Here is a 24,323-nt window from a genome sequence, read left to right on the forward strand (position 1 = left end):
TCGGTGCGGGGCCGTGGGGCGGCTCGGGGGATCCGAGGGGAGTGTGCGGGGGTCTGCGGGCTGTCGAGGGGCCCGGGTCAGCGGGCGGAGCGGCGCAGGACGCGCAGGGAACCGGTCACCGAGACCTCCTCGAAGCCCTCGGCGAGCGCCCGCAGGTACACCCGGTACGGGGCCTGGCCGCCGTCCGCCGGGTCCGGGAAGACGTCGTGCACCACCAGCAGGCCCTCCGGCGCCAGGTGCGGCACCCAGCCCTCGTAGTCACCGGTCGCGTGCTCGTCGGTGTGCCCGCCGTCGATGAACACCAGGCCCAGCGGGCGTCCCCAGAGCGCGGCGATCCGCGGCGAGCGGCCGACCAGCGCCACCACGTGCTCCTCCAGCCCGGCGGCGTGCAGGGCGCGGCGGAACCGGGGCAGGGTGTCCATCAGCCCGACCTCGGGGTCGACCAGGGTCGGGTCGTGGTACTCCCAGCCGGGCTGCTGCTCCTCCGAGCCGCGGTGGTGGTCCACGGTCAGCGCCACCGTCCCGGCCTCCCGGGCCGCCGCCGCCAGCAGGATCGCCGAGCGGCCGCAGTAGGTGCCGATCTCCAGCACGGGCAGGCCGGTGTCGCGGGCCACCGCCACCGCCGCCGCGTACAGCGCGAGCCCCTCGTCCACCGGCATGAACCCGGTGGCCGCCTCGAACGCCGCCAGCACCTCGGGCGCCGGGCGGGCGCTCTGCAGCAGGTCGGACATGCGATGCTCCTCGGGTCGGGACGGGGACGGACGTGGTCGGACCCTACTGGACGGTAGCGGTGGCGGTGTCGGCGGGCCCGGACGCGGGCCTGGGTGTGGGCCCGGACGCGGGCCTGGGCGCAGGCCTGGACGCGGGCCTTGGCGGGGTCGGAAACGGCGAGCCCGGGCTTTCGGCTCTTTGCCCGCCCTTTTGAAACCTGTTCTCCTGATATTGCGGAGGCCATGTCAGAATCGGCCCCGTCCCAGGATCCACTCCGCGTCACGCGATGCACACAGGGAGCAGCCCCATGCGCGCAGCCGTCCTGCACAAGACCGGCCAGGACACCCTCGACGTCCGCGAGGACGTGACCGCGGTCGGCTTCAGAAAAGGCAGCGTCCGGGTCCGGATGCGTGCCGCCAGCCTGTGTCACTCCGACCTCTCCGCGATGAGCGGCGTCCTGCCGCAGCCCGCGCCGTTCGTCCCCGGGCACGAGGGCGCCGGAGACGTGCTGGAGGTCGGCGAGGGCGTGACCGGCCTCGCCGTCGGCGACCGCGTGGTGCTCTGCTGGATGGCCCCCTGCGGCCGCTGTGACCACTGCGCGCAGGATCGCGGCCACCTCTGCGTCACCAGCCTGCGCCGGCTCGGCGCCCCGGGCTTCCGGATCGAGGAAGGCGGCCTGATCGCCTCCGGCTTCTACGGCACCGGTGCCTTCGCCGACGAGGTCGTGGTCTCCGCCGACGCCCTCATCAAGGTGCCCGCCGACCTCCCGTACGAGGTCGCCGCGCTGATCGGCTGCGGGGTGACGACCGGCATAGGCGCGGCGGTGAACACCGCCAAGGTCGAGCCCGGCGCGTCCGTCGCGGTGATCGGGGCGGGCGGCGTCGGCGTGGCCACCGTGCAGGGCGCCCGGGTCTGCGGCGCCGGCCGGATCACCGTCGTCGACCCGGTCGCCTCCCGCCGCGAGCGCGCCCTCTCCTTCGGCGCCACCGAGGCGATCGCCCCCGAGGAGCTGAAGGCGGTGGCCAAGAAGCTGCCGGGCGGCGGCTTCGACTACGTCTTCGAGGCGGTCGGCCGCGCGGCCACCGTCCGGGCCGGCTACGACGCGGCCCGGCGCGGCGGCGCGGTGGTCGTCATCGGCGCGGGCGCCCAGGACGACCTCGCGCAGTTCACCATGGGCGAGCTGTTCTTCAACGAGAAGCGCCTGCTGCCCTCGCTCTACGGCGGGGCGACGGTCCGGCGCACCATCGCGCTGGTCGTGGACCTCTGGCGGGCCGGACGGATCGACCTCGACGGCATGATCACCCACCGGGTCGGCCTGGCGGACGTCAACGAGGCGATCGCGCAGATGCGCAGCGGCGAGGCGCTGCGGACCGTCGTGACGATGGACTGACGTACGGCCCGCCGCGCGGACTGGCACGTGGACTGACGCAGGAACTGACGCACGGACCTGACGCATGGACTGACGTACGGACTGATGCTCCGACGGACGAGGGCCCGCCGGGGAGCGTTGCTCCCCCGGCGGGCCCGGTGCGCGTCGCGTGCTGCCCGGTGCGTGACGCGGGTGGGATCAGCCCCGCGCCGCGGCCGCGCGGTGGCGGCCGTGCGGGTCGGACTCCGAGCTGTCGTCGGCGGCGGAGCGGCCGCGGTGACGGCCGTGCGCGGAGTCCCCGGCCGTCTTCTCGTCGGCGTCGGTCCCGTTGAACGCGTGGCCGGTGATGTCGGTGAGGGTGTCGGACATGAGAAATCGTCTTCCGTGCGGAGGGTGCTGGTCATCGGCGCCCGGCCGACGCCGGTGGCGCGCGGTCGGGTCCCCGATCGGGCACTCGGTACGCGCCCGTAGCCGGTGATCGCGGCCCGGCCACCATAACGGCCGGAACGGGCGAGATCCTATCGAGATCACGACGCGAGACCCGCCCTGGTCCGGGGCCCGGAACCGAGCCAGTGACCGACCAGCTCGCGGTAGAGCGGGGACAGCACCTGAAGATCGCCGTGCCGGGCCGACAACCCCCGCCCGCCGTCCAGGCCGCCCGGCCAGGAACCCCTGGTCGACGGCGGCCGCGACGAACAACCCGGACACCAGCGGCGGCAGCGCCTCCACCCCGGACCACGCGAGCATCCGCACCAGCGGCCCCCGGGTGACCGCCAACTGCCGGAACAGCAAGCCCCACCCGGGCGCAGCGCCGAACGCGGAACGTCGGCCCCGTCGACTTCCCGCGCGGGGGCGGGCGGGCGCCTTCGGGGCCGGGCCGTGCGTGCGGCGGCGCCTGTGCGGCGCGGTCTAGGGCCCCCGCGCGGGAAGTCGATGTCGCCGACTTCCTGCGCGGTTCGGCGGAGCGGGGCCGTCGGTCGGCGGTGGTGTGGGCTGCATGAGGGGTCGGCTGGGCCGGCTTTCTGTGAGGGGTGGCCGCCCTTCGGGCGCGGGCGGGATCGGACGGCGGAGGGCTCTGCCGCGCAGGAAGTCGACCCCGCCGACTTCCTGCGCGGGCCGTCATCCGGTGGCAGCGGCCTGGAGGGCGGCGTCGGCGAGGGTGGCGCGGTAGTCGGGGTGGGCGAGGAGGGTGGTGTGGGGGGCCAGGGCGCGGAGCCGGCCGGTGTCGAGCCAGGCGACGAGGTCGGCGCGGGCGGCGACGGCGGCTCGGTGGGCGACGACCAGGCGGGTGCGGCCGTGGGTGGCACGGTCGAGGGCTTCGGTGACCAGGTACTCGGTGGCGAGGTCCAGGCCCGAGGTGGCGTCGTCCAGGATCACGATCCGGGCCGGCCGGGCCAGCGGCCGGGCGAGGCCGAGGCGCTGCAACTCCCCGCCGGATAGGTGGAGTTCGTCGAGCGGGGTGTCCCAGCCGTGCGGCAGTCGCCGCAGGAAGCCGTCCGCGCGGGCGGCCGCCGCCTCGGCCGGGCCCGCGCCGGCCAGCGCGTCGCGGACGGTACGGCCGACCAGCGCGGGCCGGGCGAAGGCGTAGCCGACCGCGTGCCGCAGTTCGCTCGGCGCGAGCGCGCCGACCGGGACGCCGTCGATCAGTACGGTGCCCTCGTCGGGGTCGCACAGTCGGCCCGGCAGCGCGGCCAGCAGGGACTTGCCGGAGCCGGAGCGTCCGACCAGGGCGACCGTACGGCCGCCGGGGATGGTGAGGTCGAGTGGGCCGAGCAGCACCCGGTCGCCGTCGCGCACCACCACGCCCCGCAGTTCGACCTGCCCGGGGCCGCCCGCCGGGAGTGCGGCCGTACCGGAGGAGGCGGGCGTGAACGCCAGCACCTCGTCCACCCGGGCCCGTCCGGCGCCCGCGTGCGCGACCCCGACCAGCGCCTCGACCTGCTCGAACAGTCCCGCGCCCAGTGCCGCCCAGCCGGCCGCCGCGGCGAGCGCGCCGGGGGCGAGGGCGCCGTCGGCGAGCAGGGCGCCGGCGGTGGTGAGCACCGCGACCTCGACCAGGGCGATCAGCAGGGTCGCCTGCCAGGCGGTGCGCCGCTGCGCCGCCCAGAGTGCGTGTCCGGCCATCGAAAGCTCCGGCAGTGGTGCCAACACCCGTGCCGCCTCGCGCGGTTGGGCGCCCGCCGCGTGGATGCTGCGCAGCCCGGTGGGGCGGCGGGGCAACCGGGAGCTCCCGTCGGAGAGTCGGAACGTACGGGGACGTGTCGGAACGCAGAGGGAAGGAGAAGACGGGTGCCGTCCCTGCCTGTCCGGACAGGCAGGGACGGCACCCGGTGACTACCGCCCGATCAGCGGTCGGCCGAGCCGGTGGCTCAGCTGACGGTGAAGAGCAGACAGGTCAGGACGAGGCAGGTGTACTGGCAGCCGTTGCCGTGGCCGGTCAGCTCGACGGACTCGGTCTCCGGCAGATCCTGCAGCGCCGCGAGGTCGGTCTCGAAGTCCACCATGTTCTCCATGATCGGTTCCTCCCCTTGAGGTCACGCCCGCCGCGCTCTGCGTGCGGGCGTCGGGTGTCGCACCCCGGGCGGTCTCCATCCACCGCGTCGGGGTGTGCCCGGGCCTCGGCGGGCCCGGGAGTCTGTGGGATGCGGGCGGCTCAGCCCGGTCTGCCGGTCCGCAGGAACGCGGCCAGCAGCTCGTGCAGGACGGCGGCGCCCTCCTCGGCGAGCACCTCGTGCCCGGACCCAGCCGCCTCGACGTACCGGAAGTCCTCGCCCTCGACCCGGCCGATCCGCAGCAACTCGTGCCGCAGTGACCGCGATTGGCTGACCGGTACCACCTCGTCCCGGCTGCCGTGCACCACCAGCAGCGGTGCGCTCAGCCGGTGCGCGAGCTGCAGCACGTCGCGCGGGCCGCGGGCGTCGGCGATCGGCTCGCCGCCGCCCAGTCGAGTGGTCAACGCCCGTACGGGGGGCGCCGCTTCGGCCAGCAGTCGGGCGCCGGACAGGAACGGGGCGACCACCGCGCAGCGGGAGACCTGCCCGGCCGGGGCGTGCGCGGCCGCCAGCAGCGCCAGGAACGCGCCGTAGCTGACCCCGAACAGCGCGGGCGGCTCCAGGCCGAGTGCCGCGCGCTGCCCGGCGATGCCGTCCAGCAGGTACAGCACGTCGTCCAGGTCGGACCCGCCCCAGGCGCCCCGGATGGCCAGCGCGTGCGCGACGCCGTAGCCCGTGGAACCGCGCTGGTTGGGTGCGACCACCGCCAGGCCCTCGGCGGCCATCCGCTGCAGTGCCGGGTCGAACTCCAGCCGCCAGGCGTCGGCCGGGCCGCCGTGCAGCGCCAGCACCAGGTGCGGGCTGCTCAGCCAGGTGTCGCCGCCGTACACCACGGCCTCCAACGGACCGGCCGGGCCCGCCAGTTCGAGGCTCTGCGCGGGATGCCAGCGGCCGCCCTCGCCGGGCGGGGTGCTGCCGTCCAGCCGCCAGCCGGGCGGTGGGGTCCGGACGCCGGGCGCCACGCCGGGCTGCCAGGGCAGAACGGTGCCCCGCCACGGGCCCGGCAATCCCGAGGTCAGCGGCGCGAGTTGCAGGGGCAGCGGCATCGGGCCACTGGTCGGCGCCGGGCCGTGCGCCAGCAGCGCGTCCACGTCCAGGGTGGCCAGCGCCGCCGGGTGGTCGGGGGAGGAGTACGGCAGCCGCAGCCCCGCCGCGTCCCAGTGCCCGACCGCGCCGAGCCGCCCGGGCGGCACCGGCAACGGGTCCAGCCGCCCGGCGGACGGCCGCCACAGGGCGAGCGCCGACCCGGCACCGTGGTCGATCTGCACCGCGACCCGGGGGCCGTCCGCCCCCCGCCGCAGTGCCACCGGCCGCAGGAACATGCCCGCGACGTGCAGGCACTCCGGGAACCGCAGCGGCGCGCCGCCGCCGAGGACGCCCCAGCCGAGCCGGTCGGTGCCGGGGGCGTCGCTGCGCACGATCGCGAACCGGCTGTCCGGGTCGAACAGCACCAGGCGGTCGTTGCTGCGCTCGCCGATCTCCAGCAGCGGGGTGGTGGTGCCGCTGCGCAGGTCGAGCACCACGCTGCGGACCAGGCCGCCGTTCACCCGGTCCAGCGCGAGCATCGCGCCGGTGTGGTCCAGCCAGGCGCCGCCGCCGTGCAATCCCGGGATCTCGGCGACCCGTTCGGGCTCGCTGCCGTCCGTCCGGACCAGCCAGGCGGTGGTCGCCGGTCGGGTGTCGGTGCCGAGGGCGACCGCCACCGGCGTCCGGGGGTCGGCGCCGGCCGTCACGGGGAGCGGCAGCAGACGCAGCCCGGCCATCCGGAGGGAGGCCAACGGCTGCTCCACGGTGGCGGTTTCGCCGTAGTGAAGGCGGACCAGGTCGTGCCGCTCGCCGTCGTGCCGGCAGACCAGCACCGAGCCGTCCGGCAGCGCGACCAGCTGCGAGCGCAGGCTCTCCGAGCGGTTGCCGGACAGCGGCAGCGCGAGCGGCGCGGCCGGCGTGCCGTCCTGTGGCAGTCGCCAACTCTCCACGTACCAGCCGCTGTCGGCGGAAGCGGCCAGGCAGGCGGCGTGACTGCCGTCGGCGGCGAAGGTGAAGCTCAGCCGGCGCAGGGCCTGTGTCATGGTCCGGATGGCCACGTTCATGCTCCACTCACCTCGCATCCAGCGGACGGGAGTTGGTGTATGGCGGGCGGCACCGGGTCCAGCCAGAGCCGGGGGCCGCCGTGGCGCAGTCGCAGCAGGAAGGCCAACGGGCCTGCCGTGCCGGTCCCGTAGGCGGTGGCGCAGCCGGTGCCGGTCTCGTCCGGGAGGACCAGCAGACCGTCGCGCAGGGCCGCCCTGGCGGCGACAAGGGTGGCCAACTGCTCGGCGCCGGTACGGAATCCGGGCTCGCCGGTGGCCTCGGCGAGGTCCAGCAGGAACTCGCCGTCACCGGCCAGCCCGTGGCAGGCGCTCACCCCGCTGTGCCAGCGGGCGGCCAGCACGGCACGGCCGGCGGCGCGGGCCAGGCCGAGCGCTTCGGCGTCGCCGGTGGCGCGCCAGAGCCGCAGCAGGAAGCTGCCCGCGCCGGAGGAGCCGCTGCACCAGTGCGCGAGCCGGATGTGCTCCGGATCGGCCGCGCTCTGCGGCCACCAGGCGGTCCCCTGCCCGTCGACCTGCGCGGTGCCCCGCTCGCTGTTCTGCTGCTCGCCGTTCTGCCGATCGCTCCACCGTACGGTCGCGGCGAGCGTCCGCCCGGCCTCGGCGGCACCGGTGAGCAGGGCCTGGTCGCCGGTCGCCTCGGCGGCGGCCAGGAGGAAGGCGCCCACGCCGGCCACGCCGTGGGCGAAGCCGAGATGGGTGATCCCGGCGAGCGCCGAGTCGAAGTCCCTCGGTACCGGCCAGACCGTCCCGTACGGCTCGCGGCGGGCGGCGGCGAGCAGGGCGCGGGCGCCGCGAGTAGCCCGGTCGAGGAAGTCCGGAGTATCGAAGTCTTCTGCGGCGAACCGTAGTTGGGTGAATCCGGCGCCGGCAGCGCCGTGACAGACATCGGGGTTGGGCCACTCGACGGCGATCCGGCGAACGAGCCCGGCGGCGCGGTCGGCCAGCGCGGTGTCGCCCAGCACGCGGGCGGCGTCCAGCAGCGCCCAGGCCGTCCCCGACCGCCCGAAGTGCAGCCCTGGCAGTACCACCGGCTCGGCCGCGATGCGCCGCTCGATCCAGCTCACGGCGGTCCGGGCCGTCCGCGCCGCCTCCGCCCGTACCGCGCCCGGCAGCGCTTCGGCGGCGACCGCCCGCGCCAGCACGGCCAGCACCCCGGCGGCGCCGTGCTGCACATTGCACGGATCGGTGCGTTCACCGGCGGGCACCACGGGCCACAGCCGGTCCCGCCGCTCCGGCGTGGCGGTGGCGGCGAGGTGCCGCAGGCCGTCGTGCAGGAGGCGGTCGAGCAGGAGGCGGTCGGGCGGCGGGGCGTCGTCAGCGGTGGCCCCGGGAGCGGCGGCGGCCCGAGCGGCGCCCTGCCGGGCGGACGCGTGCCGGGTGGAGGCGTGCCACAGCGGTGTGACGGCGGCGGGTCGCGCGGCGCGGCCCCCCGGGCCCGCGTCCTCGCGCAGCGACTCCCGCACCCGCGCGACACTCCACCGCTGCTCCGGTTCCTCGGCCCGCAGCCCGAGGATCGCCGGAGCCAGGCGGCGCGCGGTCGTTCCCGTCCGCGCCGCGAGGGCGAGCCAGCGGCCGAGGCGTTCGGCGACCGGGCGGGCCTGCGGGAGGTCGTCCGGCAGGAGCGGGTCGTGGCCGGTGGCCAGGAGGAAGAGCAGCCCGCCGAGGGCGTACAGGTCGACGGCCGGGTCGGCGACGCAGCTGCCGGCGGGGGCGAGCCGGCCGGGCCCGTGCTCGGGGGCGCGGTAGCCGGGGGTGCCGGCCGATCCGGCGGCCCGGCCGGCCTCGGCGGCCAGTTCGAGGTCGACCAGCCGCAGCGTGCCGTCCGGGCGGACCATGACGTTGCCGGGGGAGAGGTCGCGCAGCACCAGGCCCTGGGCGTGCACCCGCTCGACGAGGTCGAGGAGGGCGTGCGCGACCGGCCCGGCCTCGGCCCAGTCGACGTCGGGGCTGCCGTCGCGTCGCAGCCGGGCGGTGACCCAGCTGCCCAGCGGCTGTCCGGCGATTCGTTCCTGCACCAGGAAGACGGAGTCGTCCTGCTCGATCAGTTCGACCGCGCGCGGCGCCAGGTCCTGCCCGTCCAGGCGGTCGAGCAGCGCGGCCTCGTGACGCAGCGCGTCGCGGGCGTCGGTGCCCGCGCGGTCGACCTCGATGTGCGCCCGGGCCTGCTTCACCACGACCTCGGCGCCGCTCGACGCCTCCCGGCCGAGGAACACCCCGCCCTTGGCACCGTGCCGCACGGCGGCGGTCACCGCGTACCGCCCGGCCAGCAGCACGCCGCCCTTCCGCCTGCCCGAAGCCGCACCCGCACCCGAAGCCCCGGCCGAACCGGCCTCGGCGCGCAGCGGATCCCGCGCCCACCCCGGCGCCCGGTACGACCCCCCGCGCACGTCCTCGGTCCGCTCCCCGCCCGGCCCGCGCAGCACCGACCGGTACTCCCCGTCGTTGCCCAGCTCCGCCGGCAGCGCGAACGCGCCGTACCGGTAGTGCACCCGGCTCCCGGGCCGGTACGGGCGGTCGGAGAGCACCACCGGCCCCGGCAGCCCGGCGGTGGCCCGGTCGAGCTCGGCCGCCAGCCGTTGGAACTGCGCGTCGTCCGCCGGATAGACGGTGATGAACTTTCCCGCCGAACCCCGGTCGCTGTTACGGGAGTTGAGCTGGCTCAGCCGCTCCTGCGCGGCGGCGAACTTGAAGCTGCACGGGTCCTCGGCGAGCACCCGGACGACCGCCGAGAGCACCTCCTCGCCCACCACCGACGCCGCGCTCACATGGAGCTTCCACCCCTGTTCGGGCAGGGGTGAGGACGCGGACGGCCTGGCCGTGCACCAGAAGCCGCCGACGGTGACGTTCCAGCCGCCGTCGCCTCCCCGGCCGCCGGCACCGGCCAGCGCCGTCCGCGTCGTCTCCGGCCACGAACCGGCCGCATCCGGTCCGCGCCCCGCCGACCCCTGGCCCCCGGCAGTACGCAGCGATGTGCCCGCGCTCATTCGCCACCACATCCCTTCGTCTGTTGCCGCCCCTCCGGGGGCGATGAGGCCGCGCCTCTTGATCGGCGGGGCCCAGGCCCGCGCCGCCGGGGTGCCCGCCCCGCCCGTCAGCCGGGGTGACTGGGGCAACTCCCGTTCGCAGGACTGAAGTTAGTTTCGAGAAAACCGGCGGTTCAACGCCGAGCCGGTCACTTCACTCGTAAGGGTGGTCCAAAGGCGGTTTCGAATTCGTACGAGAGCCCCGATGTGAGCAGTGGGCGCCGGGCGCACCGGCGCGCACGGCCCGCGCGGGGCGGCCCGCGCGCCTCCGCCGCAGGTTGACGCGCATCCGTACGCCGGCGGCACCCCCGTCCGAACAGCCGCGACAGGGCGCGCCGACCGGTGCGGCGAACGGCCGAGGCCCGACCGCCCCCGCGCGCACGGTAGTCTCGACAGGTGCCGAAACTGTCCGACGTCATCACCGCGCTCGAAGAGGTCTACCCGCCGCAGTGGGCGGAGTCCTGGGACGCCGTCGGCCTGGTCTGCGGAGACCCTCAGGCCGAGGTCAACCGCGTCCTGTTCGCCGTCGACCCCGTCCAGGCGGTCGTCGACGAGGCCGTGGAGTGGGGCGCCGACCTGGTGGTCACCCACCACCCCCTCTACCTGCGCGGCACCACCAGCGTCGCCGCCACCACCTTCAAGGGCCGGGTGGTGCACACGCTGATCACCAACGGCATCGCCCTGCACGTCGCCCACACCAACGCCGACCACGCCGACCCGGGCGTCTCGGACGCACTCGCCGAGGCGGTGGGCCTGCGGGTGACCGGCCCGCTGGTGCCGGACCCGACCGACCCGCTGGGCCGTCGCGGCACCGGCCGGATCGGCCTGCTGGAGCCCCCGCTGCCCCTGTCCGCGTTCGCCGCGCAGGTCGCCAAGGGCCTGCCCGCCACCGCCGCCGGCGTCCGCGTCGCGGGCGACCCGAACCGGCTGGTCAGCCGGGTCGCGGTGTGCGGCGGCTCGGGCGACAGCCTCTTCGCCGACGTACGGGCGGCCGGTGTCGACGCCTACGTGACCGCCGACCTGCGCCACCACCCGGCCTCCGAGGCCGCCGAGGCGGCGCCCGTCGCGCTGGTCGACGCCGCCCACTGGGCCACCGAGTGGCCCTGGCTCGGCCTGGCCGAGCGCGCCCTGCAGTCCGCCGCCGACAAGGGCGGCTGGGCCGTGGAGACCAAGGTCTCCCACCGGGTCACCGACCCGTGGACCGCGCACGCCCCCATGTCCTTCACCGCCTGACCCGATTCACAGGAGCTCTCCGCTTGAACGCCGCGCCCGCCGACCAGACCCGCCTGCTCGACCTCCAGGCCTTCGACTCGAAGCTCGACCAGCTGGCCCACCGGCGCCGGACGCTGCCCGAGCACGCCGAGATCGACAAGGCCTCCGCCGACCACACCGCGCTCAAGGACCTCGTCGTCGCCGCCGAGGCCCAGAAGGGCGACACCGCCCGCGAGCTGACCAAGGCCGAGCAGGACGTCGAGCAGGTCCGCACCCGCGCCGCCCGCAACCAGCAGCGCCTGGACTCCGGCGCGATCACCTCGCCGAGGGACCTGGAGAACCTCCAGCACGAGATCGGCTCGCTCGCCAAGCGCCAGGGCGACCTCGAGGAGGTCGTGCTGGAGATCATGGAGCGCCAGGAGAGTGCCCAGACCCGGGTCGAGGAGCTGTCCGCCCGCCTGGAGCACTCCACCGTCGTCCTCACCGAGGCCGAGGGCCGCCGCGACGCCTCCTTCGCCGAGATCGACGCCGAGGCCGACAAGGTCAAGCGCGACCGCGAGACCATCGCTGCCGTCATCCCGGCCGACCTGCTCAAGCTGTACACCAAGCTGCGCGAGACGCAGGGCGGCGTCGGCGCGGCCCGCCTCTACCAGCGCCGCTGCGAGGGCTGCCGCACCGAGTTCTCGATCACCGAGCTGAACGCCATCAAGGCCGAGCCGGCCGACAAGGTCGTCCGCTGCGAGAACTGCTCGCGGATCCTGGTCCGCACCGCCGACTCGGGCGTCTGATTCGGTGGCGGCGCGCTTCATCGTCGAGGCGGACGGCGGGTCCCGGGGCAACCCGGGGCCGGCCGGCTACGGCGCGGTGGTCCGTGACGGGGACACCGGGCAGATCGTCGCGGAGGCCGCCGAGTTCATCGGCCACGCCACCAACAACGTGGCCGAGTACAAGGGCCTGATCGCCGGGCTCAAGACGGCCCGCGAGCTCGACCCGGACGCCTCGGTGGACGTCCGGATGGACTCCAAGCTCGTCGTCGAGCAGATGTCCGGGCGCTGGAAGATCAAGCACCCCGACATGCAGCCGCTGGCCGCCGAGGCCCGGACCGTCCTCCCGCGCGGCCGGGTCACGTACACCTGGATCCCCCGCGAGCGGAACAAGGACGCCGACCGGCTGGCCAACGAGGCGATGGACGCGGGCAAGGCCGGGCGCCAGTGGGAGCCCAGGCCGAAGGCCCCGGCCGTCGCCGACGAGCCGCCCCTGGAGACCGCCGCCCCCAAGGCCGGCTGGGCCGCCCCCGCCGACCTCGGCACCCCGACCACCTTCGTCCTGCTGCGCCACGGCGAGACCCCGCTCACCCCGGAGAAGCGCTTCTCCGGCAGCGGCGGCAGCGACCCGGAGCTCTCCGACAAGGGCCGCTGGCAGGCCGAGCGGGCCGCCGAGGCGCTCGCCGCGCGCGGCAGCATCCAGGCCGTCGTCGCCTCCCCGATGCGCCGCACCCGGCAGACCGCCGAGACCGTCGCCGCCCGGCTCGGCCTGGAGGTCCGGTACGAGGACGGGCTGCGCGAGGTCGACTTCGGCGACTGGGAGGGCCTGACCTTCGCCGAGGTGCAGGAGCGCCACCCGGAGGACCTGGCGGCCTGGCTCGGCTCCGCCAAGGCCAAGCCGACCGGCAGCACCGAGAGCTTCACCACCCTCACCCACCGGGCCGGCGTCGCCCGGGACAAGATCATCGCCCGGTACGCGGGGAAGACCGTGCTGGTGGTCTCGCACGTCAGCCCGATCAAGACGCTGGTCCGGCTGGCGCTCGGCGCACCGCCGGACTCGATGTACCGGATGGAGCTGAGTGCCGCCTCGCTCTGCGCCGTCCAGTACTACGCGGACGGCAACGCCTCGCTGCGGCTGCTCAACGACACCTCGCACCTGCGCTGATCACCGCGCACCTGCGCTGACCGCCGCGCTCCTGCCCCGGCTGGCCGCGCACCCGCGTCGGCCCGGGGTGCACCGGGTCGGCGCCGCTCAGTGCACCTCGGTGACCACCACGTCCAGCTGCCACGGCTTGCGGACCGTGCCCTCCGCCGCGAGCTCCACCCGGTGGCCCAGCTCCTGCAGCGCGTCCATCAGCTCGCCGGGCGTCTTCGGCTCGGCCCCGGCGACCAGCAGGTCCCGGACGAGTCGGCCCTTGGTCGCCTTGTTGAAGTGGCTGACCACGGTGCGCTTGCCGCCCCGCTCCTGCAGCACCCGGACGGTCGCGGTCCGGGCGGCCACCTCGCCGGCCGGCTTCCAGGCCGCCGCGTACGCGGAGCTGCGCAGGTCCAGCACCAGCCCGTCCGCCACCTCCGGGAGCGCGGCGGCCATCGGGCCCCGCCAGTGCGCCCCGAGCGCCCCCGGCCCGGGGAGTTTCACGCCCATCGAGCAGCGGTAGGACGGGATCCGGTCGGAGATCCGCACCGCGCCCCAGAGGCCGGAGAAGACCAGCAGCGAGCGCTCGGCCCGGTCGTACGCGGCGGAGTCCAGGGTGGCCAGGCCGAGGTTGTCGAACAGCACCCCGGTGTACACCTCGCCCGCCGGGCGGGCCCCCGCCGTCGGCAGGCCGGCGTTCTTGGCGATCTCGCCGCGCAGGCCGGGGGAGAGGCCCAGCACCTCGGCGGCGGTGGACTCGTCACCCCGGCAGAGCTCCACCAGCGCGTCCAGCACGGCCCCGCGCGCCGCCGTCAGCCCGGGCAGCGACAGCCGGTCCAGCGCCACCGGCCCGCCGTCCCCGGACCCGGCCTTGCCCTCCGAGGGCGGCAACAGCACCAGCACAGCGGACTCCTCAACAGTTTGTGGCGGACGAACCCCGCCACCCTACTGCGGCCGCTCCGGCTCCCAAGGCCACGCACAGGGGCGAGTAGTACCGGCGGTTCAGCCGCGTGAACCGCTCCGAGCGCTCGATCACGGTGCCGAACAGCGCCACCCCGCCGATCCCGCGCGCCAGCATCACCCCGGCCACCGTCCGCACCCCGGCCCGCCGCAACCGCCGCGACCCCGCCTCCGGCAGCACCCCGGCCTCCGCCCCCACCAGGTACGCGGCCGCCCCCAGCAGCCCCGCCACCGCGACACAGGCCGCCGCCGGCGGCACCCCCTCACCCGCGCCCACCACGGTGTCCGCGAACTCCTCCGGCGTCCGCAACGGCCACGGCGTGACCGCCCACACCGCGTGCAACGCCCCCGTCACCGCCAACGCCCCCGACACCGCGACCCCGGTCGCTCTCACCACACCGCTCATCGCCCGAACCCCCTTCGCGCAATTCCCTGTGCGCCCACCGTACGAGCCTTTACACCGGGCCCCACCCGCCCCGCCGCCACCCCTGAAGGAGACGGTGGCGGCGGGGCAAACCGGTGGGAACATCCCGCGCCCGCCACTACCGTGAGCAGCGAGGAGAGTGATCGAGATGACCCTGCGACCCCTGGACCTGGTACCCGACGACGGCGATGCCGTGGAGGAGTCCCTGTCCGTGCGGCTGCCCGCGGGCCTGCCGGAGGAGACGCGGCGGGCGCTGGAGTTCGCGCTGCGGGCGACGGCGCAGGCGGTGATGGCCGGGCGGGTGCGGGTGACGGAGGCGCCGGGCGGGTCGGACACCGCCGAGCTGGCCTTCGAGGTCCGCCAGTCCGAGGTGCCGGAGGCGCTCACCGAGCAGGCCCGGCCGAGCAAGGACGAGCGCCGGGCGGCCATGGTGGCCCGGATCCGCGCCGCCAACGCGGAGACGCTGGAGAGGCTCAGGGACCTGTGACGACGCACACCGAGTACCTGGACCCGGAGGACGTCACCTACCTCGCCGGCGGTCCGGAGAACATTCGCGACCTCGGCGGCCTGCTCTCGGCGATCGCCCGTCCCCAGGCGAGCCTGTTCGGCGGCGACGCCTACCCGGACCTGTGGTCCAAGGCGGCCGCCCTCGGGCAGAGCCTGGCCCGCAACCACCCCCTGATCGACCGCAACAAGCGCACCGCCTTCGAGGCGATGCTGCTGTTCCTGGACTACAACGGCGAGCCGTACACGGACCCGCACCCGGACGACGCCGTGGCGTTCATGCTGCGGCTGGCCACCGGCGGGTACGACGACGCGGTCGCGCTCGCGGCGAAGGACCTGAAGTCCCTGCTGGGACGCTGAGCCTCCGTCCGGAATCACCCGATTCGCCCTACGCTGCCTCCATGCCTCGCCGAAAACTGCGCGTCAAGGCCGCCGACTCCGCCCGGATCAACACCGAGCTGACCGAACTCCGCACCCGCCTGGAGATCCACACCGAGTGGCCGGAGGCGGTGCTGGCCGAGGCGGAGGAGGCGGCCGAGCGCCCCCGGCTGCCCGAGTACGACGCCACCGACCTGCCGCTGTTCACCGTCGACCCGCCCGGCTCCCGCGACCTCGACCAGGCCATGCACCTCACCCACCGCGCCGGCGGCGGCTACCGGGTGTACTACGCGATCGCCGACGTCTCCGCCTTCGTGCGCCCCGGCGGCGCGATCGACGCCGAGGCCCGTCGCCGGGTCGAGACGCTCTACTTCCCCGACCACCGGATCCCCCTGCACCCCACCCGGATCTCCGAGGACGCCGCCAGCCTGCTGCCCGGCGAGCCCCGGCCCGCCCTGCTCTGGCAACTGGACCTGGACGCCGACGGCGCCGTCGTCCTCGCCGACCTGCGCCGCGCCCTGGTCCGCTCGCACCGCCGCCTGGACTACGCCGCCGTCGAGCGCGCGGTGGACCTCGGCGGAGCCGACGAGCAGCTCGCCCTGCTCGCCACCGTCGGCCGGCTGCGCGAGGAACAGGAACGCGCCCGGGGCGGGATCAGCCTGCCGGTGCCCGAACAGGAGGTCGAGGAGACCCTGCACGGCTACGTCCTCGGCTACCGCGCGCCCGGCCCCGCCGACGGCTGGAACGCCCAGATCTCGCTGCTCACCGGCATGGCTGCGGCCGAGCTGATGCTGGACGCGGGCGTCGGCCTGCTGCGCACCCTGCCCGCCGCGCCCGCCGCCGGGTACGAGCGGCTGCGCCGGATCGCCGCCGCGCTGGACGTGGACTGGCCGCAGGCGCTCCCGTACCCGGAGCTGATCCGCTCCCTGGACCAGGACGTGCCGCTGAACGCCGCCTTCCTGAACGCCTGTACGAGCCTGCTGCGCGGCGCCGGCTACCACGCCTTCGACGAGTCCCGCGGCCTGCCCGCGCCCGCCGAGCCGGGCCACGCCGCGCTCGCCGCCCCGTACGCGCACTGCACCGCGCCGCTGCGCCGGCTCGGCGACCGCTTCGCGCAGGAGGTGTGCGCGGCGGTGGCAGCGGGGGAGGACGTGCCGGAGTGGACGCGAGAGGCGCTGCCGTCCGTGCCGGCGCTGATGGCGAGCGGGGACCGCCGCGCGGGCGAGGTCGAACGCGCCTGCGTGGACCTGGTGGAGGCGGAGCTGCTGGCGGGCCGGGAGGGCGAGGACTTCTCCGCGGTGGTCATCGACGTGGACGAGAAGCGGCCCGCCGTCGGCACCGTGCAGCTGCGTGACCCCGCCGTCCGGGCCCGCTGCGACGCCCCGGGCGCGGAGGCGGGCCCGGGCACAGCCGAGGGCCCGCACGGCGCCGTCGGCCGGCTGCCGCTCGGCCGGGTGATCGACGTCCGGCTGACGAAGGCCGACCCGACCACCCGGACCGTCCGCTTCGCAGCGGTATGACCGGGTTGTTGTCCGCCACCCGTACGGTCCGTCCCGCCACCCCGCCCCCGGGTCGGGGTGGGAGGATCGGTGCGTGCTTGATGCCCCCCAGTCCTCCACCCTCGCGCCCGCGCCCGCGTCCGGGCGCCGCCGCCGTCTGCTCGTCCTGGCGATCTGCTGTCTGAGCCTGTTCATCGTGGGCCTGGACAACACGGTGGTGAACATCGCCCTGCCCGCGATCCAGCGGGACCTGAACGCCCCGGCGTCCGGGCTGCAGTGGATCATCGACGCCTACACCCTGGTGCTGGCCTCGCTGCTGATGCTGTTCGGCTCGGTGGCCGACCGGTTCGGCCGCCGCCGGGTGTTCCAGACCGGGCTGGTGTGCTTCGCGCTCGGCTCGCTGCTGTGCAGCCTGGCGCCGAGCCTGGAGTGGCTGGTGGCGTTCCGGGCGCTGCAGGCGGTGGGCGGCTCGATGCTCAACCCGGTGGCGATGTCGATCATCACCAACACCTTCACCGATCCGAAGGAGCGGGCCCAGGCGATCGGCGTCTGGGGCGGCGTGGTCGGGATCTCGATGGCGCTCGGCCCGCTGCTCGGCGGCTTCCTGGTGGACGGCGCGGGCTGGCCGTCGATCTTCCTGATCAACGTCCCGGTCGCGCTGGCCGCCATCGTGCTGACGGCCCGCTACGTCCCGGAGTCCCGCTCGCCCCGGCCGCGCCGACTCGACCCGGTGGGGCAGCTGCTGATGGTCGTGCTGCTCGGCTGCGGCACCGCCGCGATCATCGAGGGCCCGGGCAACGGCTGGACCTCCCCGCTGATCCTCGCGCTCGCCGCGGCCGCCGTGGCCGCGCTGGTCGCCTTCCCGCTGTGGGAGCGGCGGGTGGCCGAGCCGCTGGTGGACCCGCGGTTCTTCGCCAGCGCGCCGTTCGCCGGGGCGACCGTCACCGCGGTCTGCGCCTTCGCCGCCCTCGGCGGCTTCCTCTTCCTCAACACCCTCTACCTGCAGAACGTCCGGCACTACGGCCCGGTCGAGGCCGGCCTGTGGACGCTGCCGATGGCCGGGCTGATGCTGGTCTGCGCGCCGCTGTCCGGACGGATCGTCGGCAGCCGGGGCCCGCGGCTGCCGCTGGTCGCGGCCGGGCTCGGCCTCGCCGCGAGCGGGGTGCTGCTCACCCGGCTCTCCGCCGACTCCCCGGCGGCGCTGCTGCTGGTCGCCTACGCGCTGTTCGGCTTCGGCTTCGGCATGGTCAACGCGCCGATCACCAACGCCGCCGTCTCCGGCATGCCGCGCGCCCAGGCGGGCGTGGCGGCCGCGGTCGCCTCGACCAGCCGTCAGATCGGCCAGTCCCTGGGCGTCGCGGTGATCGGCACGGTCGTCACCTCGGCCGTGGTCGGCCCGGTCGCGACCGGCTTCGCCCCGGCCAGCCACGCCGGCTGGTGGATCCTGGTCGGCCTCGGCGGCGCGATCCTCCTCCTCGGCCTGGCCACCACCACCGCCTGGGCGAGCGCGACGGCCGCCCGGGTGGCCGCACGCCTCGGCGGCGAGCCCCCGGCCGTCCGGTCCGATGTACGGGAGGCGCCGCCCGAGCGGCTACGATGACCACTACGGCGGAAGAGTCGGCCGGGCGGTCGCGACGGGTCACCAGACCCGCCGAGGAACGTCCGGGCTCCACAGAGCAGGGTGGTGGGTAACGCCCACCCGGGGTGACCCGCGGGACAGTGCCACAGAAAACAGACCGCCCACCGCTTTCGTGGTGGGTAAGGGTGAAACGGTGGTGTAAGAGACCACCAGCGACCGGGGTGACCCGGCCGGCTAGGTAAACCCCACCTGGAGCAAGGTCAGGATCGGCGCCCTCGGGCGCCGTGCGCGGACGATTGAAGGCTGCTCGCCCGAGTCCGCGGGTAGACCGCACGAGGCTGTCGGCAACGGCAGCCCTAGATGGATGGCCGCCTCCCCGGGCCGCGCAAGCAACCCGGGAGACAGAACCCGGCGTACAGGCCGACTCTTCCGTCGCCGGTTTGAGAAGGGCCCCCTGATCTGCAACTTCACAGGTCAGGGGGCCTTTTCATGTCTCGAAGAGCTGTAGCCGCTTGCTGACTCTTCGTGCCTATTGCGGCCTGTGTTTCTGGGTGCTGTGTGGGCGATCGTGTGGCGGCGGGAACGGTCGAAGCAGCCGTCCAAGAGCCCCCGGTGACCTCGTTGTAGCTAGCTGGCCAGCGCCTCCCCGAGCAGCGCGTACGGCCGACCGGTGAGCTGGCGATGCAGCGTCTCGGTGCGGGATCGGATCAGACCCTCACGGTAGGCGGCCGGCAGCCGCTCCCACACCCCGGACGCCATCTCGGCCGCACCGGTCGGGTCGCCGTCGACGCGGAGGCATGCGGCGGTGTCCACTGCCAGGAGGGCTCGCGCCATTACCGACGGAGAGTCCGTGAGCGCCAGGGCGTCCTCCTGTGCCTGGAAAGCGCTGCCCGTGTCGCCCAGCAGTGTGTACGCCTGCGACAGGTGCAGGTGGTGCTTCTGCTCGGGGTAGCCGAACCAGGTGTCGGCCGCCTCGGCGCCGTCCAGGCGCTCCGCCAGATTCCGCGTGTCGTCCACCGCCCGCCGGGCCCCTTCGAGGTCGCCGGAGGCTGCCAGAGCCCTCGCGGTGACGGCCGCAGCGAGCGCTCCGGCCGCCGTCGGGCCGTTCCCCGCCTCCCGCCGGGCCTGCTCGGCGATCCGAGCGGCCGCCCCAGGAGCGCCGTAGTTGAGCGGGACCATGGCGCGCCGGGCCAGCACCCACGCGATCATCCGCTGATCACCGGACTCCCGCGCGGCCTGCTCGGCGGTGCCGAACCAGCGGTAGGCGTCGCGCTGGTCACCGCGGTCGTGCTGGACGATGGCCACCAAGCCCGCGATGCCTGCCGCCGTCCGGGCGAGGTCCTCACGGGTGCGCGCCGGGTGAGGTCGGTTCAGCACCTCTCCCAGCAGATCGAGATCACCCATCATCTCGGCCAGCACCGCCTCCGGTGCCCGGCCACGGTAGCCGCCCCGGTGCCGCTCGAACGCCGACTCCAGGTAGGCGAGATCACCCTCTCCGGATGGCCTGAGCGCTGCGGTGATCCCCTCGTGGGCCTGTGCGATGCCGGGCAGCGCGACGAGGCCGGTGGCTGCTCCTATCCCTGCTCCAATGAACTTCCGCCTGTCCACGCTGTTGCCCTTCGTGCTGCGCTCACTCCGGTACCGCCGGGAGGCGGCGGCGGCCTCGGCCACCTGGCCCACGGTCAGACCGTAGGCGTCGGCGATCCCCTGGTACGAGGGTTTCTGCGGAATTCGCTTCTCGGTTTCCCACCGCTTGATGGTCTCCCAATCGCACCACTCGCCACTTGCGGCGGCGACTAACTCTGCCTGCTCGGCGCGTGTCTTCTTCGGATACGCCTCGCGGATCTCCCGCAGCAGTCGGCCGATCCCGTCCGGGCTGACACTGCTCACAAGTGGCCTCTCGATCGAAGCTGACAGAGCATCAATTCTGGCCCCGCTGGCGGCCCCTGCTGGAAAATGCACCCCTTCGTGGCCCCTCTCCTACGGCATGCCCGCGCCGTTCAATAACTAACAGCCGCCCGGCGCGAGGAATCACCGATCCCCCTCGGCTCCATGGAAGAGCGCCGGGCGGCCCCTGACTACCGGAGGCCGCCGTGACGACGAGGATGACGCTGCTGCGCACAAAGCACGGCCCGACCCAGGCCGACACCGCCTTGGTGGCCACCGCACTTGACGCGCCCGCCATGCAGCGCCGCCGCTGCATGCGGCACATGCCCTGCGCCCCCGAGTCGGCGAGGAGTGCCCGACGCCTGGTCCAGGAGAAGCTGACCGATTGGGGCCGTCTCGATCTGCTGGAAGATGCTCGGCTGATCGTCTCGGAACTGGTCGGCAACGCAGCCCGGCATACCGGTTGCACCCGGCTGTGTGTCGCACTCGGCCTGGACGGTGACCGGCTTCGACTGGCGGTCCGCGATTCGTCACGCACCCTGCCCGTGGTCATCAAGACCGGGCTCACCGAGACGTCCGGGCGCGGCATGGGCCTCGTCGACAGCACCGCCAACCGCTGGGGCGTCGACGAAGCCCCATTCGGCAAATGGGTTTGGGCCGAGATCGGTTGACCCCACCAAACGCACTGCGGCAGGTGGGCCAGCACGGCATCACAGCTACCGAATACCGCTCAGCGAAGGAGGGAACACGTGCATGACCTGATCGCCAGTCCGTTCCTGGACGAATACCTGTTGGTGCGCCCCGGTGGCCGGGGTGGTCTCCGGCTCCCGCAGGCCAGCTACGAGGATCTGCGCGCCCACAACCCCGCTCAGGCCGCTCCCTCGTGGCTCGCGGACGCGGTGCGCGCCCAGTGGGCCGACCTGGACCTGACCGGTCGTCCTGCGGGTGACGTCCTGCTGGTCCGCGAGCCCTCCGCCTGGGGCTATTCGCGGGCCAGTTGGGAGATCAACCTCGGCCGCAACTACAAGTGCAAGCACTGCTATCTCGGGCTCAAGGTCAACTCGGGCATGCCGCTCGCGGACAAGCTCACCTGCCTGGGCATCATGGCCGAGGCCGGTGTCCTCTGGCTCCAGATCACCGGGGGCGAGCCCACCGTGGACCGGGACTTCATGCCCTCGTATCGCCGCGCGTTCGAGCTGGGCATGATGATCACCGTCTCCACCAATGCCTCGTTGCTGTGGCGGGAGAACCTGCTGGAGATGTTCCGCGAGTGCCCGCCCTACCGGGTCACGGTGTCGATGTACGGGGCGACCAAGGCCAGCTACGACGAGCTGACCCAGCGGCAGGGCGCCTGGGACCTGTTCATCCAGGGCATGAATGCCGGCCGCCGGGCCAAGCTGCCGCTGCGGATGAGCATCATCGTCACCGAGGACAACGCCACCGAGGAACAGGCGATGATCGACCTGTGTGAAGGCTGGGGGCTGGAGTACAACGTCTTCACCAACATGACCCCGACGATCTACGGCGGGGCGGAGTCGCTGACCGCGCAGTCCAAGGAGCACCTGCGGATGCGCAAGCCGTTCGGCGGCTGCAACGCCGGACACAACTTCTTCCACACCGACCCACACGGGCTGGTGTCCATCTGCAAGATCGGCCGTGACGACCAGATCAGCCTCCCCGCCGAGGGGATCAACGGCCTCGCCCGGCTCGGCGCCATCGCCGACCGCCTCATGCTTCGCACCGGTGGATGCTCCGGCTGCCAGCTCTCCGGCGCGTGCACCGTGTGCCGGCCGCTGGCCAAGCACTACCAGGAGGCGAAGGCACCACTCGCAAGTTACTGCCAGCACGGGATCAAGAAAGCAGGGTGACATGACCGCTGTAGCTGTCGAATTCTCCCCGAGGCGTCCGTTCCCGGACGACGGCCCGGCCCAGCGCCTGCCGTACCTCACGCGGCCGATCGCGGCCCCGACCCCGCCCGTCACCGAGATCATCGCCGTCGGCGACCTGGACGAGGTCATGGACAGCGTGAAGTGCTCGTGCAACGCGGGCGACGACAACCCCCACTGAACCACCTGCTGATCGCACCTGATCAGTAACGCTCAGGCCCCGGCGCTCTCCGCGTCGGGGCCTGAGCCGTGCGGGGCTGGCGAGTAGGGTGCGGGTATGGATCTGCGCTGGGACTTGCTGCGCCCCGTGATGTGCGTCCCATATTTTCCGACGCTCGGGCCGCTCCACCCCGAAGCTGTTTCCGCTGAACTTCTGGCCGACGTGTTCGCCGTCGCTGGCACCGGAGAATTCCTGCCACACGACAAGGACCGGCGGTGGTCCGACCACAAGGACGAGCATGTCCTGGTGGATGCCGTCGTTCAGGACCAGGCCCGCACGCTGATCCCCACCATCAGCGGTCGCGGCATTCTGCGCGTTCATCTCTACGGCGCCCGCGAGCACCGGCAGGAGGCCGAGGAGTTGGCCGCCAAGCTCGCCGCCGGGCGCGACGCGCCTAAAGCCCGTGTGGTGTGGTTCCAGGACGCCGCCGACCCAGTGGCCGCCACTACCCGCGTACAGCTGCGTACCTTCGACCAGGCCGCACCAGCCGTCGACGGGATCGAGGACCTCGGCCAACAGCCGGAAGCCATCCGGACCACCTTCCCCGAGTTCGCCGAGAAGCTGGCCGGCGAGGGCTTCGTGTTCCTGCACTCCCGAATCGACAGCGTCGGCCCCGTGCTGGTCGCTGTCCAGGACGAGCGCGTAGTAGGCGCAATCGGCCCCATGGAGACCATGGCCGACCCCATCGGCAGGCGACGACTCCTCCCGCAGTACTTCGGTGTTCTGCCGGAATACCGCAGCCTCGGCCTCGGGCGGCTCCTGTGGCGCGCGGCGATGCACTGGGGCAAGGCGCACGGCGCCGACTACCAGCTCTTGCAGACAGCTGCCGGAGGCGCATCCGACCGGCTGTGCCAGAGCGAGGGCCTGGCCGACCTCGGATTCGTCTGCACCACCACCGTCTGACGAGACCCTCACGACGGCCGAGGAGCCGCTGGAGAAGTTGCAGGTTGCCTCCGTCCGAGCAGAACAGTCGGGTCTCACCCTGCCTTGACGCTGCAGCGCAAAACCGGAAGGCGCTCGAAGCCGTCCTCTTTGATGAGACCGCAGACGTCCAGGTCCCCGCTGCAGTTCGAGGATGACGCTGAAGAGGCCAAGTGAGTGGCGGTCGCCGAAGGTGTGGCGATCACGTGGGCGATCGGACCGCCGGGAACGACGTTTCCGTAGGTTGCTGCTCGTAAAGAGACTGTTCCCGGCGTACAGGCCGACTCTTCCGCCCGCTCCCCGCCCCTTCGAGGGGCCCGCCTCCTGGGCGGGAACGCCCCGCGACTACGCGGGATGCGCGCCCACGGCGTCGCGGATCTGCTCGCCGAGGCCGCCGTTGACCCGGGCGCAGTTGGCGCAGCAGAAGAACATCCCGGCCACTTCGACGCCGTGGCCCACGATCCGGACGTTGCAGTGCTCGCAGCGCGGCGCGAGCTTCTCCATCGCGCACTCGAAGCTGTCGAACGTGTAGGTGTCGCCGGTGACCGTCTTGATCTCGAAGGCCAGCCAGTAGTCGTTGCCGCAGGTCACGCAGATGGCCATGGCGGCCGTCTCCTTCCGGTGGGGCCGTCCCCGGCGGGGCGGCTGTTCCCAGTGTCGAAGGCCCGGTCGGTGGCGGCCACCCGGCGGGACTGTCGGGCGGACGGCGGGAGTCCCAGGAAGGGCTCTAGCGTTCGGCGAGCTCCGTCAGGGCCTGGACGGCGCGTTCCGCGTCGTCGGCGGCGACGAACAGGTGGTCGTGGTGGAAGCCGGCCACCACGTTGCAGCTGATCCCGTCCTCGGCGAGCCGCCCGGCCACGGCCGCGGTCAGGCCGACGGCCTCCAGGGCCGAGTGGATCTGCAGGGTGATCCAGGCCGCCACGTACTCGTAGCGCAGCCCGAGCGCGTCCGCCTCCTCCTGGGTGACCACCACCGTCACCCCCTCGGGCTCGGCGACGGTCACCACCGGCCGCATGCCTGCGGGCACCTTCGCGGGGAGCGTGCAGTAGACGTACCGCCCCGGGTTGAGCTGCGGGCGCATTCCGCGCAGCAGCGTCGCAAGATCTCGTTCTCCGGCCATGCCCGCCACCGTAGCGGCTGGGTGGTGGACGCGCCCGGGGCGTGGCGGCCGTGTCGGGAACGGCGCAAGGGGCTGTCGGGGAATCGTCG

Annotated in this window: 23 protein-coding genes and 1 other RNA gene; 13 read left to right on the forward strand and 11 right to left on the reverse strand. The window is 74.0% G+C overall.

Going from position 1 to position 24,323, the window contains the following annotated elements; all coding sequences use genetic code 11:
• Positions 1-77: 77 nt before the first annotated feature.
• On the reverse strand, positions 78-731 hold the full coding sequence (locus tag ACZ51D_RS18335; protein ID WP_465623640.1) for a class I SAM-dependent methyltransferase: 654 nt from the start codon (positions 729-731) through the stop codon (positions 78-80).
• A gap of 287 nt (positions 732-1,018) precedes the next feature.
• Between ACZ51D_RS18335 and ACZ51D_RS18340 the strand changes: the two genes are divergently transcribed.
• Positions 1,019-2,101 (forward strand): alcohol dehydrogenase catalytic domain-containing protein, encoded by a 1,083-nt coding sequence (locus ACZ51D_RS18340; RefSeq protein WP_465623639.1) that lies wholly within the window; start codon positions 1,019-1,021, stop codon positions 2,099-2,101.
• 177 nt (positions 2,102-2,278) lie between these two features.
• Here the strand turns inward: ACZ51D_RS18340 and ACZ51D_RS18345 are convergent, their stop codons facing one another.
• The 5 genes from ACZ51D_RS18345 to lanL form a co-directional block, all read right to left on the reverse strand.
• Positions 2,279-2,449, reverse strand: coding sequence for a hypothetical protein (locus ACZ51D_RS18345; protein ID WP_360492731.1), 171 nt, complete (start codon positions 2,447-2,449; stop codon positions 2,279-2,281).
• Positions 2,450-3,199: 750 nt separating this feature from the next.
• Positions 3,200-4,300: an ATP-binding cassette domain-containing protein gene (locus tag ACZ51D_RS18350; RefSeq protein WP_465662813.1), complete on the reverse strand. Its 1,101-nt coding sequence runs from the start codon at positions 4,298-4,300 to the stop codon at positions 3,200-3,202.
• A gap of 149 nt (positions 4,301-4,449) precedes the next feature.
• Positions 4,450-4,593, reverse strand: coding sequence for a VenA family class IV lanthipeptide (locus ACZ51D_RS18355; RefSeq protein ID WP_465623635.1), 144 nt, complete (start codon positions 4,591-4,593; stop codon positions 4,450-4,452).
• A 140-nt stretch (positions 4,594-4,733) separates the two neighbouring features.
• On the reverse strand, positions 4,734-6,722 hold the full coding sequence (locus ACZ51D_RS18360) for an alpha/beta hydrolase family protein (RefSeq protein WP_465623634.1): 1,989 nt from the start codon (positions 6,720-6,722) through the stop codon (positions 4,734-4,736).
• The gene (gene lanL, locus ACZ51D_RS18365) at positions 6,719-9,706 is read right to left on the reverse strand and encodes a class IV lanthionine synthetase LanL (RefSeq protein WP_465662815.1); all 2,988 of its coding nucleotides are present in this window, start codon (positions 9,704-9,706) and stop codon (positions 6,719-6,721) included. Before lanL ends, ACZ51D_RS18360 begins: the two co-directional genes overlap by 4 nt.
• A gap of 435 nt (positions 9,707-10,141) precedes the next feature.
• On the opposite strand from lanL, the gene ACZ51D_RS18370 reads away from it, so the two are divergent.
• From ACZ51D_RS18370 to ACZ51D_RS18380, 3 genes are read left to right on the forward strand one after another with little or no spacing between them, the layout of a single operon-like run.
• Entirely contained in the window at positions 10,142-10,978 is an 837-nt protein-coding gene (locus ACZ51D_RS18370) for a Nif3-like dinuclear metal center hexameric protein (RefSeq protein WP_465623630.1), read from the forward strand.
• A gap of 23 nt (positions 10,979-11,001) precedes the next feature.
• Positions 11,002-11,745: a zinc ribbon domain-containing protein gene (locus tag ACZ51D_RS18375; protein ID WP_360492719.1), complete on the forward strand. Its 744-nt coding sequence runs from the start codon at positions 11,002-11,004 to the stop codon at positions 11,743-11,745.
• Positions 11,746-11,749: 4 nt separating this feature from the next.
• Entirely contained in the window at positions 11,750-12,886 is a 1,137-nt protein-coding gene (locus tag ACZ51D_RS18380; protein WP_465623628.1) for a bifunctional RNase H/acid phosphatase, read from the forward strand.
• An 87-nt stretch (positions 12,887-12,973) separates the two neighbouring features.
• Here ACZ51D_RS18380 and yaaA read toward each other — a convergent pair whose 3' ends face one another.
• Both yaaA and ACZ51D_RS18390 read right to left on the reverse strand, forming a co-directional pair.
• Positions 12,974-13,759 carry a peroxide stress protein YaaA gene (gene yaaA / locus ACZ51D_RS18385; protein WP_465662817.1) on the reverse strand — a complete coding sequence of 262 codons (786 nt, stop codon included), beginning with the start codon at positions 13,757-13,759 and terminating at the stop codon, positions 12,974-12,976.
• Positions 13,760-13,769: 10 nt separating this feature from the next.
• Positions 13,770-14,222, reverse strand: a complete 453-nt coding sequence (locus tag ACZ51D_RS18390) for a DUF3995 domain-containing protein (RefSeq protein WP_465623625.1) — start codon at positions 14,220-14,222, stop codon at positions 13,770-13,772.
• A gap of 166 nt (positions 14,223-14,388) precedes the next feature.
• Here ACZ51D_RS18390 and ACZ51D_RS18395 point away from each other — a divergent pair, with 166 nt between their 5' ends.
• The 5 genes from ACZ51D_RS18395 (at position 14,389) to rnpB (ending at position 18,632) form a co-directional block, all read left to right on the forward strand.
• Entirely contained in the window at positions 14,389-14,727 is a 339-nt protein-coding gene (locus ACZ51D_RS18395) for a hypothetical protein (RefSeq protein ID WP_360492707.1), read from the forward strand.
• On the forward strand, positions 14,724-15,104 hold the full coding sequence (locus ACZ51D_RS18400) for a type II toxin-antitoxin system death-on-curing family toxin (protein ID WP_465662819.1): 381 nt from the start codon (positions 14,724-14,726) through the stop codon (positions 15,102-15,104). Before ACZ51D_RS18395 ends, ACZ51D_RS18400 begins: the two co-directional genes overlap by 4 nt.
• Before the next feature lie 41 nt (positions 15,105-15,145).
• The gene (locus ACZ51D_RS18405) at positions 15,146-16,642 is read left to right on the forward strand and encodes an RNB domain-containing ribonuclease (protein WP_465662821.1); all 1,497 of its coding nucleotides are present in this window, start codon (positions 15,146-15,148) and stop codon (positions 16,640-16,642) included.
• A gap of 73 nt (positions 16,643-16,715) precedes the next feature.
• Complete coding sequence (locus tag ACZ51D_RS18410) at positions 16,716-18,221, forward strand: MFS transporter (protein WP_360492699.1); 1,506 nt, start codon at positions 16,716-16,718, stop codon at positions 18,219-18,221.
• A gap of 13 nt (positions 18,222-18,234) precedes the next feature.
• Positions 18,235-18,632, forward strand: an RNA gene (gene rnpB / locus ACZ51D_RS18415) — RNase P RNA component class A.
• A 195-nt stretch (positions 18,633-18,827) separates the two neighbouring features.
• Here the strand turns inward: rnpB and ACZ51D_RS18420 are convergent.
• The gene (locus tag ACZ51D_RS18420) at positions 18,828-20,090 is read right to left on the reverse strand and encodes a transcriptional regulator (protein ID WP_465662825.1); all 1,263 of its coding nucleotides are present in this window, start codon (positions 20,088-20,090) and stop codon (positions 18,828-18,830) included.
• A gap of 203 nt (positions 20,091-20,293) precedes the next feature.
• Here ACZ51D_RS18420 and ACZ51D_RS18425 point away from each other — a divergent pair, with 203 nt between their 5' ends.
• From ACZ51D_RS18425 to ACZ51D_RS18440, 4 genes are all read left to right on the forward strand, one after another.
• A complete protein-coding gene (locus ACZ51D_RS18425) occupies positions 20,294-20,758 on the forward strand; it encodes an ATP-binding protein (protein ID WP_465662826.1) in 465 nt (154 codons plus the stop codon).
• A 78-nt stretch (positions 20,759-20,836) separates the two neighbouring features.
• Entirely contained in the window at positions 20,837-21,955 is a 1,119-nt protein-coding gene (locus ACZ51D_RS18430; RefSeq protein ID WP_465662828.1) for a radical SAM protein, read from the forward strand.
• A gap of 1 nt (position 21,956) precedes the next feature.
• A complete protein-coding gene (locus ACZ51D_RS18435; RefSeq protein WP_465623616.1) occupies positions 21,957-22,154 on the forward strand; it encodes a hypothetical protein in 198 nt (65 codons plus the stop codon).
• A 96-nt stretch (positions 22,155-22,250) separates the two neighbouring features.
• Entirely contained in the window at positions 22,251-23,096 is an 846-nt protein-coding gene (locus tag ACZ51D_RS18440) for a GNAT family N-acetyltransferase (RefSeq protein ID WP_465662830.1), read from the forward strand.
• Between the two features lie 363 nt (positions 23,097-23,459).
• Here the strand turns inward: ACZ51D_RS18440 and ACZ51D_RS18445 are convergent, their stop codons facing one another.
• Both ACZ51D_RS18445 and ACZ51D_RS18450 read right to left on the reverse strand, forming a co-directional pair.
• A complete protein-coding gene (locus tag ACZ51D_RS18445) occupies positions 23,460-23,717 on the reverse strand; it encodes a Prokaryotic metallothionein (protein WP_360492696.1) in 258 nt (85 codons plus the stop codon).
• A gap of 124 nt (positions 23,718-23,841) precedes the next feature.
• Positions 23,842-24,234 (reverse strand): ACT domain-containing protein, encoded by a 393-nt coding sequence (locus ACZ51D_RS18450; protein WP_360492694.1) that lies wholly within the window; start codon positions 24,232-24,234, stop codon positions 23,842-23,844.
• Positions 24,235-24,323 lie beyond the last annotated feature (89 nt).

The sequence above is a fragment of the Kitasatospora sp. NPDC033851 genome (genome assembly GCF_055576085.1).